General features: G+C 61.5%; 13 protein-coding genes. 9 read left to right on the top strand and 4 right to left on the bottom strand.

The window, feature by feature from the left end; translation table 11 throughout:
- The first annotated feature begins 92 nt into the window (after positions 1–92).
- The 4 genes from NCT04_RS30800 (at position 93) to NCT04_RS30815 (ending at position 5163) form a co-directional block, all read left to right on the top strand.
- Complete coding sequence (locus NCT04_RS30800; RefSeq protein WP_250469651.1) at positions 93–1679, top strand: sugar ABC transporter ATP-binding protein; 1587 nt, start codon at positions 93–95, stop codon at positions 1677–1679.
- On the top strand, positions 1676–2674 hold the full coding sequence (locus tag NCT04_RS30805; RefSeq protein WP_250469652.1) for an ABC transporter permease: 999 nt from the start codon (positions 1676–1678) through the stop codon (positions 2672–2674). The genes NCT04_RS30800 and NCT04_RS30805 overlap by 4 nt, the downstream gene beginning before the upstream one ends.
- A gap of 98 nt (positions 2675–2772) precedes the next feature.
- Positions 2773–3915, top strand: a complete 1143-nt coding sequence (locus NCT04_RS30810; RefSeq protein ID WP_244831718.1) for a substrate-binding domain-containing protein — start codon at positions 2773–2775, stop codon at positions 3913–3915.
- A 177-nt stretch (positions 3916–4092) separates the two neighbouring features.
- Positions 4093–5163 (top strand): SDR family oxidoreductase, encoded by a 1071-nt coding sequence (locus NCT04_RS30815; protein WP_244831719.1) that lies wholly within the window; start codon positions 4093–4095, stop codon positions 5161–5163.
- Positions 5164–5305: 142 nt separating this feature from the next.
- Here NCT04_RS30815 and NCT04_RS30820 read toward each other — a convergent pair whose 3' ends face one another.
- Together NCT04_RS30820 and kce are read right to left on the bottom strand one after the other, a co-directional pair.
- Positions 5306–6658 (bottom strand): MFS transporter, encoded by a 1353-nt coding sequence (locus tag NCT04_RS30820; protein WP_250469653.1) that lies wholly within the window; start codon positions 6656–6658, stop codon positions 5306–5308.
- A 57-nt stretch (positions 6659–6715) separates the two neighbouring features.
- Positions 6716–7654, bottom strand: coding sequence for a 3,5-dioxohexanoate:acetyl-CoA acetone transferase (kce, locus tag NCT04_RS30825; RefSeq protein ID WP_250469654.1), 939 nt, complete (start codon positions 7652–7654; stop codon positions 6716–6718).
- 157 nt (positions 7655–7811) lie between these two features.
- Here kce and NCT04_RS30830 point away from each other — a divergent pair, with 157 nt between their 5' ends.
- The 5 genes from NCT04_RS30830 to hfq all read left to right on the top strand — a co-directional run bounded on the left by NCT04_RS30830 (position 7812) and on the right by hfq (position 12727).
- Entirely contained in the window at positions 7812–8837 is a 1026-nt protein-coding gene (locus NCT04_RS30830) for an AraC family transcriptional regulator ligand-binding domain-containing protein (protein ID WP_250469655.1), read from the top strand.
- Between the two features lie 175 nt (positions 8838–9012).
- Entirely contained in the window at positions 9013–10173 is a 1161-nt protein-coding gene (locus NCT04_RS30835; RefSeq protein WP_250469656.1) for a helix-turn-helix transcriptional regulator, read from the top strand.
- A 107-nt stretch (positions 10174–10280) separates the two neighbouring features.
- The gene (locus NCT04_RS30840; RefSeq protein ID WP_250469657.1) at positions 10281–10466 is read left to right on the top strand and encodes a hypothetical protein; all 186 of its coding nucleotides are present in this window, start codon (positions 10281–10283) and stop codon (positions 10464–10466) included.
- A complete protein-coding gene (locus NCT04_RS30845; protein WP_250469658.1) occupies positions 10463–12241 on the top strand; it encodes a hypothetical protein in 1779 nt (592 codons plus the stop codon). Before NCT04_RS30840 ends, NCT04_RS30845 begins: the two co-directional genes overlap by 4 nt.
- A 213-nt stretch (positions 12242–12454) precedes the next feature.
- Complete coding sequence (hfq, locus tag NCT04_RS30850; RefSeq protein ID WP_250469659.1) at positions 12455–12727, top strand: RNA chaperone Hfq; 273 nt, start codon at positions 12455–12457, stop codon at positions 12725–12727.
- 12 nt (positions 12728–12739) lie between these two features.
- Here the strand turns inward: hfq and NCT04_RS30855 are convergent, their stop codons facing one another.
- Together NCT04_RS30855 and NCT04_RS30860 are read right to left on the bottom strand one after the other, a co-directional pair.
- On the bottom strand, positions 12740–13753 hold the full coding sequence (locus tag NCT04_RS30855; protein ID WP_250469660.1) for a hypothetical protein: 1014 nt from the start codon (positions 13751–13753) through the stop codon (positions 12740–12742).
- A 123-nt stretch (positions 13754–13876) separates the two neighbouring features.
- On the bottom strand, positions 13877–15292 hold the full coding sequence (locus tag NCT04_RS30860; RefSeq protein WP_250469661.1) for an amidase: 1416 nt from the start codon (positions 15290–15292) through the stop codon (positions 13877–13879).
- Positions 15293–15347: the final 55 nt, after the last annotated feature.

The raw sequence follows: 15347 nt of genomic DNA on the forward strand, positions 1-15347 counted from the left end.
GCACCATTTACATGATGCGAAGATCACAACACAACACGCGGCCCGACCGCGAAAACATAAGAATTCGTCTATTTGACGAAGGAGACATCAGGATGAGTCAGCCGGTCGCGGCCGCTTCATCGCCGCCAAATCCGTTGATCCGTGTAACCGGCGTCACCAAAAGGTTCGGTGGCGTCCAGGCGCTGCGCGGCGTCGATCTCGAAGTTCTGCCGGGCGAGGTGCACGCGCTGCTCGGCGAAAACGGCGCGGGCAAGTCCACGCTCATCAAGATATTGAGCGGCGTCCACGCCTACGACGAAGGATCGATCGAAATCGCGGGCAACCGGGTCGCATTCGAATCGCCCGCAAAGTCGCGCGAGGCAGGCGTTGCCGTCGTGTATCAGGACTTGAGTCTGGTCGAATCGTTGTCCGTCGGCGCCAACCTCATGCTCGGGCGCGAACCGCGCACGCGCCTCGGCTTCGTCCGGCAACGCGAACTCATGGCGCAGGTCAGCACCTTTTTGCGCGAACACAATATTCCGCTCGATCCGCGCGTGCCCGTGGATTCCTTGCCGTTCGCCTATCGCCAGATGACGGAGATTTGCAAGGCGCTGATGGGCGACGTGCGCGTGCTGATTCTCGACGAACCCACGTCCGCGTTGACAGGCGGCGAAGAACGGATTCTCTTCGACGCTATTCGCACCGTGACGGCGCGCGGCGTCGGCGTGATCTACGTGACACATCGGCTGAACGAGGTCTTTCGCATCTCGCAGCGCGTGACCGTGTTCCGCGATGGTGCAAACGCCGGAAGTTTTGCCACGGCCGGAACCGACATGAAGCAACTCGTCGCGGCTATCGTCGGCCCGCGTCATGCGGCCATGCAGGCGCGACAGGAAACCTCGGCGGGTGCGGCGGCGCAAACCAAAGTCGCGATGGCCGATCGCGCTGCAGATGCGCCCGTGCTGAAGCTGTCGAAGGTAAGCAACGCGCATCTTTGCGCCGTCGACCTGTCCGTGAGCAAGGGCGAAGTGCATGGAATTGCCGGACTGATCGGCAGCGGCCGCACGGAAATTCTGCAAACCATCTTCGGTCTGCTGCCCGTGGAGTCGGGCAGCCTCGATCTCGACGGCGAACCGCTCGGCGCGCGCAATCCCTCCGATGCAATCCGGCGCGGCGTCGCGCTCGTGCCTGAAGACCGTCATGTGCAAGGGCTCGTGCTCGATCATTCGATCGAACGCAATCTGACCTTGCCGCGCCTGCCGCGGTTTTCGAGCGGCGGATGGCTGCGCGCGAAAGCCGCCGCGCAACAAGCACGCGTCGCGATGAAGCAGCTTTCCGTGAAAGCGCCCGATGCATCGACACACGTGAAGTTTCTCTCCGGCGGCAACCAGCAGAAGGTCGTATTCGCGAAGTGGAATCATCCGCGCCCGAAGTTGTTGTTGCTCGATGAACCCACTGTCGGCGTCGATGTCGGCGCGCGCGAGGAAATCTACGGCGTAATACAGGACGCGGCGCGCGCAGGCACGGGCGTCGTGGTGGTGTCGTCGGATCTGGACGAACTGCTGCGGCTCTGCGACCGTATTTCCATCGTCGCCAATGGCGCGATTACACGCACTGTCGAGCGCGCCGAGATTCGTCACGCGGAAGAACTGCACCATCTCATACAACTGGCCCGCCCTACCGAAGAGCTTGCAACATGAACGAGTCTGTTTCGCCGATGCCCGCCGAACAACAAAGCGCCCAGCGTCATTCGCGCGCACGGCGCATTGCGCAGCTTCTGCTGCAGGGCGACCGCCCCTACATGCTGTACTTTGCGTTCGCGATTCTGCTGGTGGTGTTCAGCTTCGCGTCGCCGTGGTTTCTCTCCATCGACAACTTCCTCAACATCGGCCGCCAGACGGCGCTCGTGTCGATTATCGCTATCGGCATGACATTCGTGATCATCGCGCGGCAGATCGACTTGTCGGTGGGATCGTCGCTCGCGCTGTCCGGCATGGCCGCCGCGCTCGCGATGTCGCATATCGGCGATAGCTGGGTCATCGGCGCGATCGCGGGCATTGGCACGGGCGCGATCGTCGGCGCGATCAACGGTCTCGTCACGACGCGTTTGAACATTCCCTCGTTTCTCGTGACGCTCGGCAGCTTGAGCGCGGCGCGCGGACTTGCATTGATGGTTACGACGACGCGGCCCGAGATCATCACGAACGATCATTTCATTGCGATCTTCGGCGAAGGCGACATTGCAGGCGTGCCGGTGCCGATCATCTGGACCTTGCTTGCCGTGATCGGCGGCATTCTGCTTCTGCATTACAGCGTGTTCGGCCGGCAAATCTATGCAGCCGGCGGCAATCCCACGGCCGCGCTCTACTCGGGCATCAACATTCGCCGCGTGACGACGCTCGCATTCGTGCTGACGGGCGTGCTTGCCGGCCTCGCCGCGCTCGTCTTGTCCGCGCGTTCGCATGCAGCGCGCCCGGACGTCGTGCAGGGCATGGAACTCGACGTGATTGCCTCCGTCACGCTCGGCGGGTGCAGTCTTTTCGGCGGACGCGGCTTCATTCTAGGCACGCTGCTTGGCAGTCTCATCATCGGCACGCTGAATAACGGGCTCGTGCTGCTCGGCGTGAGTTCGTCGCTGCAACTCGTCATCAAGGGCGTGATCATCGTTGCGGCAGTCGCGTTCACGCGCAAGTAGTTTTGGTTGCTCGCGCAGATCGACATTGCGTGAGAGACCACGAAGGGCAAGTCAAAAAAGCAGGAGACGAAGTACAACGCGACCAATGGAGGAAAGACATGAACTATCGTCGTGGATCAGGTGTAAAGCTGGCGAGTGTCGCGGCGGCGACTGCCATGGCTCTGTGCTGTGCGCAGGCGTTCGCGCAATCGTGCGAGAAGCTGAATGTGGCGTCGATCGGGCCGACGGGCATCGTCGGCCAGGGACCGAATGGCGAGAAGGCGGCAGCCGTCGATGCCGTCAAGCTGACCGATGCCGAAGCCGCCAAGGTCAAGGCCGGCAAGTTCAAGGTCGGCATTTCGATGCAGACGATGAACCTCGACTGGTCGCAACTTCAAGTGCAAGGCATTACGGATACGCTCAAGAAGTACGGCGTGGAAGTGATCGGCACGGCGTCGGCCGAGTATCAGGTCGACAAGCAGATCGCCGATATCGAGAACACGATCCAGCGCCATCCGGACGGCATCATCTCCATTCCCGTGGATGGCACGGCAACGGCCGCGACCTACAAGAAGGTCTCGCAGGCGGGCATCAAGCTCGTGTTCATGGACAACGTGCCAACCGGCCTCAAGCATCCCGAGCAATACGCGGCCATGGTCTCGGCCGATAGCGAAGGCAACGGCCAGATCGCGGCGAAGGTGCTTGCGTCGTGCGTGCCAAAAGGCGGCACGGTCGGTCTCGTGAACTTCGGCGTCGATTACTTTAGCACGACGGAGCGGACCAAAGCCGTCAACGACTGGCTGAAGAAGAATCGCGCGGACATCAAGATCAAGCAGGTCGCGTTCACCGATCCGTCGAAAGTCGGGCAGATTGCGGGCGACTTTCTGACGGCGAATCCGGACGTCAAGGGCGTGTTCGCCGTGTGGGATCAGCCCGCGCTGGACACGCTTACGTCGATGCGCGCGCAGGGCATCAACACGCCTGTGACGACGGTGGACCTGGGGCTCGAATCGGCAATCGAGATCGCCAAGGGCGGTCCGCTCAAGGCGACGGGCTCGCAACGTCCGTACGATCAGGGCGCAGCCGAAGCCATGGCGATGATGAAGGCGCTGATCGGCCAGACACCGCCCGCGTGGATCGGCGTGCAGTCGCTGCCGGTCGTGCAGTCGAATGTGCTCGAGTCTTACAAGACCGTGTTCAAGAAAGACCCGCCGCCGCAATTGGCCGATGCCTGCAAGAAGGCGGCGCCCGCTTGCGGTTGATCTCCTGACCGACAGTCAGCGCGGTACTGCGAGAGCGAAGCCTTTGCGGGCTTCGCTCTTTTTGCGTGAGGCTCGTCCGATGAAGCACCGCCGTATGCAAAGTACGCGTTTGCACGATCCCGCCTACAATCGAGCGACACCAAGATTCGCATCGATCCTCATCACAGGCACATCTCCATGCAAAAACGAGCACTTATCATCGGCGCGACGGGTATTGTCGGCGGCAATCTCGCGGAACATCTTCTAACGCTCGACGACTGGCACGTAACCGGTCTTTCGCGCGGCCGCTCGGCCCTACGCGAAGGCGTCGAATCCGTGACCGCCGACCTGACTTCAGCGGAGTCGGTCAGCGAAGCACTCAACGGGCAGCACTTCAGCCACGTGTTTTTCACGGCATGGGCGCGGCAAGCCACCGAGAAAGAAAACATCCGCGTGAATGGCGCCATGGTGCGACATGTACTCGATGCGCTTGGACCCACCGGCAAGCTCGAACACGCCGCGCTCGTGACCGGCCTCAAGCACTATCTCGGCCCGTTCGAAGCATATGGTAAAGGCAAGGTGCCGCTCACGCCGTTTCGCGAGGAACAAGGGCGGCAGGACGTCGACAACTTCTATTACGAGCAAGAAGACAAGGTCTTTGAAGCCGCGAAGAAATATGGCTTCGGCTGGAGCGTGCATCGGCCGCATACGATCATCGGCTTTGCGCTCGGCAACGCCATGAACATGGGCGTCACGCTTGCCGTGTACGCGACGCTTTGCAAGGAAACCGGCGCACCGTTCGTGTTCCCCGGTTCACCCGCGCAATGGAACAGTCTCACGGACATGACCGATGCACGCCTTCTGGCGCGTCATCTCGAATGGGCATCGACTTCGCCCAATGCGCGTAACGAAGACTTCAACGTGGTCAATGGCGATGTCTTCCGCTGGAACTGGATGTGGTCGCAGCTCGCGGAATACTTCGGCATCGAGGCCGCGCCGTTCGATGGCGAAACGCGTCCGCTCGAATCGCGCATGCAGGACGCGCCGCGTTTGTGGGCCGATATCGCGGCGCGCTTCGGTCTTATCGAAGCGAACGTGGAGAAGCTGGCTTCGTGGTGGCATACCGACGCCGACCTTGGCCGGCCAATGGAAGTGCTCACCGATATGACCAAGAGCCGCAAAGCCGGATTTCTCGACTATCAAAGCACGCCTGATTCATTCTTTGAGTTGTTCGAGAAGCTGAAGGCGGCGAAGGTTATTCCCGGCTAAGGTTCGTACATGGGGCAGGCCATCGAGACCGATGGCCTGCCCTGTGATGTTGCCGCCGCTGGCAACGCTAGCGCTTCCCGCAGACGCGGCAATCGTGCATTCCATGCGTTCGCGAAGAATCACGCCGCAACTGCTCGACCGCTTACGGATGCGCGCTCGCCGCACCGCCTTCAGTCACACGCGATGCACTCACATCTTCGCGTCGAATCGCTCTCGCGAACACCGGAATAAGCGCCAGTCCAAGCACGGACGCCCCGAGAATCACCATGAAACCCGAATCGCTGCGGCCCGTGATGGTCTCGGTCATACCGAACAGATACGGCCCGACGAAACCGCCGATCAGCCCGACGGTGTTGATGAAAGCAAGCCCCGCCGCCGCCTGAATGCCTTGCAGTCGCTTCATTGCGATAGCCCAGTACGAAGGCAACACGCCGCCCGCGAAGAACGCCGTGACCGCGAGCAACACCATGCGCGCTGCGGGAACAGATGTCGCGACGAACACGCATCCGGCCGCGACGAGTCCCGCCGTCAGAATGCCGAGATACACGCAGTCGTTGCCGTAGCGCCGATGAATACGCGGCAAGATCAACACGCCCAGCAGAAAGCCGATACCCACGCTGCTCGACAACAAGCCGACGATAAACGGCGTCTTCACATGCATCTGCTGAATCATTGCAGGCGTGAAGAAGTAAAGCCCGACGAACGCCACCTGATTCAAGAAATAGATGAGGCCGATGAGCACGGTCGTCGGCCGCTTGATCGCGGCGAGCCAGTCTTCCGAAGTGAGTTCGGAATGACCGTGCGTATCGATGACGGCGCGTGCTTCCAGCACTTGCGCTTCATCGGTCGAAAGCCAGCGGGCATCGCGCGGACGCTCCGGCAGCTTGAAGTAGAGCAGCACGCCCGCCAGCACGCTCGGGATGCCTTCGATCATGAACATCCATTGCCAGCCGTGCAGACCGCCGATGCCGCCTAGTTGCATCAGCGCGCCGCCGAGCGGATTGCCAAGAACGAGTGCAAGCGCGGGCGCCGTGTAGATCCAGCCGACCGCGATGGGCCGGTCGGTGGGCGCGAACCACAACGTCACCATGTACATGAGCGCCGGAAAGAGCCCGGCCTCGGCGATGCCCAAGAGCACGCGCAGCGCATAGAACGACCATTCGCCTTGCACGAACATCATCGCGGTGGAAAGAATGCCCCAGCTCACCGCGATACGCGCGATCCATCGCCGTGGACCCACGCGATGCGCCGCGAGATTGCTGGGCACTTCCAGCAACGCATAGCCGATGAAGAAGATGCCGGAGCCGAGCCCATATGCCGCCGCGCTGATGCCGACATCGGCGGCAAGCTGCGCCTTTGCAAGCGCGACGTTCGTGCGATCGAGAAAGGACATGAAGTAGATCGCGCACATGAGCGGGATCAGCTTCAGCATCGCCTTCTTCGTCGCCACGCGATGCAACGCATCGATACTGTCTTTGACCAAGCCGTGGTTCATGTTGTCTCCTGATAAGTCCGCTGCTGTTCTTTTATGTGGCAGCGTTGAGCATGGGATTCAGAGCGAGACTTCGTCGCGTCCCTTGAGACCGAGCATTTGCCGTGCATCGGCAGGTGTTGCGATCTCGAACGAAAGCTCTTCCAGAATGCGGCGAATCTTTCTGACCTGCTGCGCGTTCGAATCGGCCTTCACGCCCTTTGCGATATACACGCTGTCCTCCAGACCCACGCGCACATTGCCGCCAAGGATGGCGCTCATGGTGACGAGCGGCATCTGATGACGTCCGGCGCCAAGCACCGAGAAGTGATAGTTGTCGCGTCCGAAGAGACGATCCGCGGTTGCGCGCATGACCGTCATGTTCTCCGGGTCCGCGCCCATGCCGCCGAGAATGCCGAACACGGATTGGATGAAGAACGGCGGCTTGACGAGCCCTTGATCGACGAAATGCGCGAGATTGTAGAGATGCCCAAGGTCGTAGCATTCGAACTCGAAGCGCGTGCCCTTGTCGCCGAGTTGCTGGAGGATTCGCTTGATATCCCTGAAGGTATTGCGAAAGATCATGTCCTCCATGCCTTCGACGTAGTCCTTCTCCCAGTCGTAACGCCACGTCGACATCTTCGCGGCGAGTGGATGAATCGAGAAGTTCATCGAACCCATGTTGAGCGAGCACATCTCCGGCGCGGCATGCAGCGGATAAGCAAGCCGTTCTTCGAGCGTCATGCGCGTGCTGCCGCCTGTCGTGATGTTGATGACAGCGTCGGTCGCCTCCGCGATGGCCGGCGCGAACTGCCTGAAGATATCGAGGCTTGGCGTGGGCCTTCCGTCTACGGGATCGCGCGCATGCAGATGGATGATCGCGGCACCCGCCTCGGCTGCTTCGATTGCCTGATCGCGAATGTCCGCGGGCGTGAGCGGAAGATGTTCCGACATCGACGGAACGTGAGTCGCGCCCGTGACGGCGCACGAAATGATGACCTTGCGGGCCGGATTGCTCATCTGACTATCCTTGTCTCCACTGAGTTTTCATCGGGTCTCGATGCCGCCCGTATCGACGGACGAACTCTTGTGACACTGATAGTAGTGAGATAGCATCTCGTCGAAAAGGTCATTTTCGGACACACGGAAGTCCCGCGAGGACATTGCGAGGAGAGTCATGGCGACGACCCGCCCGCCGCTCAACGAGCGCATCTACGCGCCCTACAAGATCGCCGCGCTGGTCGAGGTGCTGGCGGAGCAAGGCATCGCTGCGGCGGACAGTCTGCGCGGCGTGGGCGTGAGCGCGGAGGAGTTGCAAGACGCTTCCGTGCTGACCTCCATCGGGCAATACGCTACCGTTTGCCGGAATGCAGTGGCGCTATCGTGCGAACCGGCCACGCCGTTCAAGGTCGGCGGCAAGCTGCATCTGTCGGCTTACGGCATGTATGGATACGCGCTGATGTCGTGTCTCTCGTTGCGCGACTACTTCAAGCTGGGTGTGCGCTATCACCGGCTCGCGACACCGACAGTCGCTATCGAATGGACCGAATATCCCGACAGAATGGTCTGGACTTTCCCGGATGCATTTATCTCGAGCCCTTCGCGTGAACTGCGCGAGTTCATCATCGAACAGCAATACACGCAGCATGTGACGCATCTTCAGGATGTTGCGGGCAGCGTCTGTCCGCCGGTCAAGGCGTGCTTTTCGTATCCTGCGCCCGCGCATGCGGATATCTATCCGAAATATCTCGGCTGCCCGTGCTATTTCGATCAGCCGCAATGCGAGCTCGTCTACGACAGCGCCATTCTCGACCGTAAGCCGCAACTCGCGCACAAGCTCACGGCAGCGCTGCTTCAGGAGACGTGCGACCGGTTGATTGGTCAGGCGAAGACATCGAGCGGTGTATCGGGTGAGGTGTATCAGGTCCTGATGAGCACACCCGGCGTCTTTCCGGGCATGGAAGCGGTCGCCGAATCGATGCATCTCACCACGCGCACGTTGCGGCGGCGTCTGGATGAGGAAGGGACGTCGTTCGTGGCTATCGTGGACGATGTAAAACGTTCGCTCGCACTCGAATATCTGAAGACGACGAAGATGAGCACCGACGACGTTGCGATGCTTCTCGGCTTCAGCGATGCGGCGAACTTCCGCCGCGCGCTCAAGCGGTGGACGGGCAAAGGGCCTGGCGAGCTGCGACGATAAAAACATTACGGACACGTTCGCACTCTGCCGGTGCACTACTCACTCAAAGCTTTCCCTTTTAGTTCGGTTACCTAAGGTGTAATCTGCATTCCATTCGAGGCCTTGCAACCCGAAGGCCTTCGTCTTCGGACCACGCTTCGGTCCTGAACTCGTGAGCAACCGCGAGGCAAAGATCATGGACGCAGACAATAAACCGGTCGGACATCAAGACCGGCTCGGTCCGGTAATCAGCCTTCTCTACGATGCCGCGCTCGACGACGCTCAATGGGCCGGCGTGGCTTCGGCCATTGCACGAGCGTTCGACGCCACGAGCGGCGTGCTCAAGACATGCGGCGGTCCTCGCGGTCCAAAGCTCGCAAGCGTGACCGACAATCTGCGTGTCGCGCCGAACGAACAGGCCTGGGCGGATTACTGGCATCGGAACGATCTATGGGTCGAACACTCCGCGCGGCTTCATCCGGGCGAAGTATTCACGAGCCAAAGCCTCATGCCCGATACGCAATTCGAGCGCACCGGCTTCTATCAGGACTGGACGCGGCGGCTCGATATTTATCATATGGTTGGGGTGCTGTTTCCCGTTGGCAATGGTGAGACAGGTGTGCTTGGCGTGCATCGGCCGCTTTCCGCAGGGCGTTTTGTAGAGAACGATCGTCAGGAACTGGGCGTGCTGTTTCCGCATGTGCGCCGCGCGCTCGGCTTGCGCGAACGGTTGCGCGACACCGCGCTCGCACAACGCGCGGCAGTGGATGCGCTCGATTGCATCGAGACCAGCGTGCTCGTGGTCGATGCATCGTGCATGGTCTTGTATGCGAACCGCGCTGCCGAGAATCTACTGGCTTCGTCATCCGAGATTCGCACGCATGCACGGCGCGTGTGCATGAACAGTCCCGCATTGAACAGCCGGCTTGCAAAGCTGATACGCGACGCCGTGCAAACCTCGAACGGCGCGGCTCACGCGGCTGGCGCGGCGCTCGCCGTGCCACGGCAAGGCAGATTGCCGCTCACCTTGCTCGTGGCGCCGTGGCGTGCCAATTGGGCGTCGGCGGATGTGTCACGCCCAGCGGCAAGCATTTTCATTCGCGATCCTGAGGTTTCCGGGGATTCCGCCACGCGCACGCTTCGGGACCTGTTCGGACTGACGCGCGCGGAAGCGGCAATAGCGGTCGCTATCGGCGAAGGACAATCGCTCGATCAGATTGCCGCCACGCTCGGCGTCGGACTCGGCACCGTGCGCTCGCATCTGAAGAAAGTGCTTGCCAAGACCGGCACCAGCAGACAAGGCGCGCTTGCCGCACTGGTGGCCCGTAGCGTCGCGAGCATTTCGCCTCATCCGTAAGCCCTCACGCATCTCCTATTTGGGAGACGACTGCCCGCCCCGTCCGCCGTAGATTCATAGCGTCTCGCGTTCCGACCGCGTCATTCACGACCGAGCGCGATCACGACATGGCCGCCCTGTTCTGGGTGCGCCGCCCTGCGTTTTCATGCTGGCGCGACGAATCGTATCGCGAGGAGACCATGCATTACGAGCGGCCCGCGTCGGTTGATCGTCGCGTGGTCTTCGTGCTGTACATCCTTCATAAGATGCGGATACCAGGGCAATTCATCAGTCATTTGGGAGAGCGAACATGATTACCGCCCGGAATGCGGCGCGCGCTGGCGTCGTAGCGAGTTCGTTGTCGTTGCGCCGCACCGGCGTCGTGCTCGCCGGTTTCTGTTGTGCGACGCTCGCGCCCGATGCCTTCGCCGACGGCCTCAATTTCGGCCAGATCATGAACAGTCTGCGTGGCGGCGGAGCGAACCTTCATGTGCAACCGCTCGTCAACGCAGCGAAGGGACAATACGAGAAATACGAAGCAAAGGCGCAGTGCGACGACGTAAAAACGTGGCTCACATCCGGACCGCTTCCCGCTGGCGGCGGTGGCATGAGTGCGGCGCAATCGCCGCAATCGGACCCGGCCGTGACAGCGCTGATTCAGGATGCGCGCTTTGCTCCCGTGTTCGGCAAGACCTACGATCAGATAGACCCGAAGATGCTGACGGAGTACACCAGCAAGATCTTGCCGCACTGTTTCAGCACGACCGGACCGCTCGCATCGATTCCGCCCGATCAGAAGGCCGCCGCCACTCGCGCGATGACTTCTTTCCGCTATAACAGCAACCTGCGCCTGCTCGCGCAGTCGCGCGCCGCGACTGGCGGACTCACGGAACTCGCGACGGAAGCGGAGTCGCTCAAAGCCGATGAAACGGGCCACGCGTGCTTGATCGAGATCGAAGCATCGGCGCAAAAGATTCTGCCGCAAGCACCCCGCGCCGAGCGCGATGAGTTCGCGAAACGCATGACGGTTGTCGAGCAACGCGTGGCGATACCTGTCGAGGACGCGCAGACGGCGCAGGCCATCGACAACGCGCGCGGTTATCCCGGCATGGTGGAACTGGCGAAGTTGTATCGCATGCAAAACCGGCCAGCGTTCTCCACGGCGCTCACGACATCGCGCAACGCCGAGATGGCGAAGATCGGCGTCGCGCTCAATCAGTTGGGCACGGCGCAGGAAGCCGTCGAGCGGCAGAGCATCGATGCGCTCGGCACCGGGTTGGCCGGCCTGCAGCAGGGGCGTACGTGGAGCGCGGACTTCCGCCGGCGCTACGACGGCATGGAGCGTGTGCCGAGCGTTCAGGAAACCTACCAATATTTTCTGAGCCGACGCGCCCAGGCGCTCGAAAGCTCGCGAGGAGAAATCGAGCAGCAGATCAGGCACGCTCGTTCGGGCGAGGAGATCGCGCAGATCAAGTCGCGTTATCTGATGGATAGCGATGCCAACGCGCCGGCCGGCGTGGCGATTGCCACAGCGATGGTCGCGCAGCAAGAAGACTTGCGCAAACGCAGCGCGCTCGGCGATGCTTACGAGACATCGTCCGGCAACGACTCGGCGCGTCCGGTCGCCGTCGCCGATGCACAGCCGCGCGCCACATCGAAGTCATCCGAGCGGGCATCGCATTCGGGCGGCGAACCCACGGCGGCGGAAATGTACGATGCGGTCAACAATCGGGCGCAGGCCATCGCGCAAGGTATCTCGTCGCAAAACGAGCGTTGCCAGCAGGCCGACCGTTCAAGGCTCACGAGCGGCGATGCCATGCTCTGCCTGACCACCATGTTCATGGGCAGCAAGTCGGTGCGCGGTAACGAACCCATGCGGATCGACTCGTTTCAGAAGCTCGGTTGCGCGCCGGCATCGGGCAAGCCGGGTTATGTCTGCGACTATTCGATGAACATATCGGGCGGACCCGCCGATGCCATGCGTGGCATGTTCACGACGCTTGGCAGCGGTGGCGGTGAGACTTCCGAGGCGCGGTTTCTCAATGCGGGCGGCCACTGGATCATGCAGGTGGATGACAAGAAGGAGTAGCAGCCGAGGGCAACGTGTTCCGGCGTTCACCCGTTTTATATCAACACTTAAAACCCAGTCCACCTAAACATACTAGTAAATAATCAACACGAAACACCGTATTTTCACGGAGATTCCGAGAGAGACCGGTTTTGCCTGTGGCCCACCCCACACGTCGGGGCTTGCGCGGCGCGTATTCTGGGAGCGAAGTACTCACGGAAAGGGACGGCCGCCATGACTCAAGCCGATACTGACATTCAGTCGACTTTCCTCGAGACCTTGATCGCCGAGCGAAAAACCGTATGGGTCTTTCTCGTGAGCGGGATCAAGCTGACAGGACTGATCGAATCGTTCGATAAATACGTGCTCGCGGTGCAATCGCCGAACGGCATACAGACCATCTACAAGAACGCGATATCGACCGTTTGCGAACCGCACACGCTCCCGCCCAAACGGACGGACGAACGCGCTTCGATGACGCGCGTCGAGCGCGCGCATCGGAAATAGGCCGCAGTACCTTTACGCCGGTCTGACGCCGGTGCCTCGCCCGCGACGCTTCGCTGCAACGGCCGGTGTCACCACGGGCGTGGGCGCCGTCTCGATCACACCGAGCGGCGACGCTGGCGCAGCCAACCCCAGCACCGTGCTCACGCGACTGACGAAAGGCACCGCGAGCTTGCCGTATCCGGCTTCGGTCGCGTGAATTTCGTTTTCCCAATCATTGCTGATGCCCAACGCTTGCGCATCGGCGCGCGTGAGGATGCCTCGCGTATCGATCACATGAAAATTTTGCAACGTGAGGCTCATGCTGATCGAAGCAAGGTTATCGATGAACGCGTCCGCAATGGTGTTCCAGTCGTTCGCAGGGATTTTATAGTCTGTCAGCGCAGGCAAGAGCCACGGTCCAATTCCCAAACCCGCGCCGCTCGCGCGAGGCGTCGGGTAGTCATAGGTGTGCGTGAAGATCGGCGTATTCGTGTTGTGTTTGCTCTTCGAGCGCATGAAGTCCAGCGCCTTGAATTGCTGCTCCAGATGCAGCCTGAAGGTCTCCCAACCTTGCGCCGAGATGTAGCGGTTATCGGCGGCGGCGAGCGGGCCGCCCCATTCGTCGCTCGTGAGAAGCAGTCTTTCGTGCGGCGCGACAGGCACACCGTTGTCGCCGATCGCCGCAACCTGCACGGCATCGATGAGGTCGTTGCCGCCGCCCGAAAGCAAAATCGCGCTCCACGGCTGTTCCTTGGGACCGGCCAGCAGCGAATAAAACAAAGGGTCTCGACGAAGGTCGACCATGTGAGTGAGCGTATCGCCGGGGTCGGCGCAATTCACGGCGACCGCCGCCTGCGCGAACTCCAGGTTTTTTAGCAGATTCGACGAACTCCAATGCTCGACCGTATTGGTCGTGAACCACGAGTCCCCTTGCGCCAGGAACTGCCAGTTGAACGTGCCCACGTCCGGCTCGCCGTGCGCGTTCATCTGCTGCGACTGAATCACTGTCAGTTTGTCCGGCATCGTCTCCCCCGCCCTTTTCGTCATGGAAGCTCAAGGCAGCCGGGACGAACCCGGCGCTCTGAAAGCTTAGGCGATAGGCGACGAACCCTCGCGATTTGCATTCGTCTGCGTACGCAAGCGCACACATTCGCCGATGCCGCGCACCGCTCAGATAGCAGGCCGCCGCTCGCCGAGGCCGCCCTTGCGCTCGATGAGCGCGCCGAGCCGCAAGATCGTGGCTTCATCGAGCCACTTCGCGACCAACTGAACGCCGATCGGCAAGTTCTCCGAGCTGAAGCCGAAGGGCACCGAAAGCGCCGGCAAGCCGGTCAGATTAAACGGTGACGTTGCGCTCATCACATGCGTCCACGGCACCGTCACGCCATTGACCACGAGTTCCTGCGCGCCGTGCGGCGTTGCGGTCATCGGATTCACGGGGCAAAGCAGCACATCGTATTGCTCGAAGAATCCGGCGAACGCAGACCTGAGTGCTTCCGCTTTCGCTTCGGCGCCGATGAAGTCGGCGAACGCAGGGTCCGGCGTCTCGACGATGCCCTTGCCTATCGCGTGCAAGTCGTGCTCGCGGCCTTTTACTATGGCCTTGACGGACGGCACGAGCTCGCCGAAGACAAGCGTCATCAGCGCACTGAGCGGCTCGCCGAGAAACGGCAGGCGTACCTCTTCGACATCGCAGCCGAGATCGGCAAGACGCGCGGCGGCGGCCTTGACCGCGGCGGTGATCTCGGGATCGACCGGGCCGAACGCGGCATCCGATACCCATCCTACCCGCACGGGCTGACCTGCAATCCCGGCACGGTCCGCGTCGGCGTTGCGGGCATGCACGGCGTAACCGTCGACGCCATCGGGGCCTTTCAGAATCGAGTAACCGAGCGCGACATCGTCGACCGTGCGAGCCATCGGCCCGACATGCCACCAGCGCGCGATCACGCCCGGATAGTGGCCCGTATAAGGCACGCGGCCATGCGTGGCCTTGAGTGCGGCGATGCCAGTGAACGCCGCCGGCCCGCGCACCGAAATGGCGACATCGCTGCCGATACCGATTGGCGACATGCCAGCCGCGATCGCCGCCGACTCGCCGCCCGACGAACCACCCGGCGTGCGTTCGAGATTCCACGGATTATTGGTTCGGCCGGTAACGAGGTTATCGGTCTCGGTCCACGCCGAGAACTCGGGCAAGTTGGTTTTCATGAGCGGGATGCCGCCTGCAGCCTTGAAGCGCGCGACCGACGTAGCGTCCTGCGCGGGTACGTTGCCGGCAAAGAGCCGCGAGCCGCGCTGCGTGAGCACGCCGGCGGTATCGAGTGCGTCCTTGATGGAGAAAGGCACGCCATGCAGCGGCCCGAGCGCGGCGCCGCTCATCACGGCTCGTTGCGCCTGCCTGGCGGCTTCGAGGGCCTGTTCGCCCATTAGCGTCACCACGGCATTCACTTTGGGATTCACGGCCTCGATGCGATGCAAATGAGCCTCGATCACTTCGACACTCGACAATTCGCGAGTGCGAATGAGGCGCGCGAGTTCGGTTGCGCTTGCGTAGTGAATGCGGGTTCGATCGTTGGAATTCATCTGATACTCCTTTGATGGTTTTTCGGTGCGTGCGCTTGAGCGTTGCGACGACGAT

Origin of the sequence: Caballeronia sp. GAFFF2 (assembly GCF_023631485.1) — a bacterium.
Taxonomy (GTDB): Bacteria; Pseudomonadota; Gammaproteobacteria; order Burkholderiales; family Burkholderiaceae; genus Caballeronia.

Bases quoted from the DNA above. Each gene is read 5' to 3' on its own strand.
- NCT04_RS30800 (WP_250469651.1), top strand. From the start codon at position 93: ATGAGTCAGCCGGTCGCGGCCGCTTCATCGCCGCCAAATCCGTTGATC.
- NCT04_RS30805 (WP_250469652.1), top strand. From the start codon at position 1,676: ATGAACGAGTCTGTTTCGCCGATGCCCGCCGAACAACAAAGCGCCCAG.
- NCT04_RS30810 (WP_244831718.1), top strand. From the start codon at position 2,773: ATGAACTATCGTCGTGGATCAGGTGTAAAGCTGGCGAGTGTCGCGGCG.
- NCT04_RS30815 (WP_244831719.1), top strand. From the start codon at position 4,093: ATGCAAAAACGAGCACTTATCATCGGCGCGACGGGTATTGTCGGCGGC.
- NCT04_RS30820 (WP_250469653.1), bottom strand. From the start codon at position 6,658: ATGAACCACGGCTTGGTCAAAGACAGTATCGATGCGTTGCATCGCGTG.
- kce (WP_250469654.1), bottom strand. From the start codon at position 7,654: ATGAGCAATCCGGCCCGCAAGGTCATCATTTCGTGCGCCGTCACGGGC.
- NCT04_RS30830 (WP_250469655.1), top strand. From the start codon at position 7,812: ATGGCGACGACCCGCCCGCCGCTCAACGAGCGCATCTACGCGCCCTAC.
- NCT04_RS30835 (WP_250469656.1), top strand. From the start codon at position 9,013: ATGGACGCAGACAATAAACCGGTCGGACATCAAGACCGGCTCGGTCCG.
- NCT04_RS30840 (WP_250469657.1), top strand. From the start codon at position 10,281: ATGGCCGCCCTGTTCTGGGTGCGCCGCCCTGCGTTTTCATGCTGGCGC.
- NCT04_RS30845 (WP_250469658.1), top strand. From the start codon at position 10,463: ATGATTACCGCCCGGAATGCGGCGCGCGCTGGCGTCGTAGCGAGTTCG.
- hfq (WP_250469659.1), top strand. From the start codon at position 12,455: ATGACTCAAGCCGATACTGACATTCAGTCGACTTTCCTCGAGACCTTG.
- NCT04_RS30855 (WP_250469660.1), bottom strand. From the start codon at position 13,753: ATGACGAAAAGGGCGGGGGAGACGATGCCGGACAAACTGACAGTGATT.
- NCT04_RS30860 (WP_250469661.1), bottom strand. From the start codon at position 15,292: ATGAATTCCAACGATCGAACCCGCATTCACTACGCAAGCGCAACCGAA.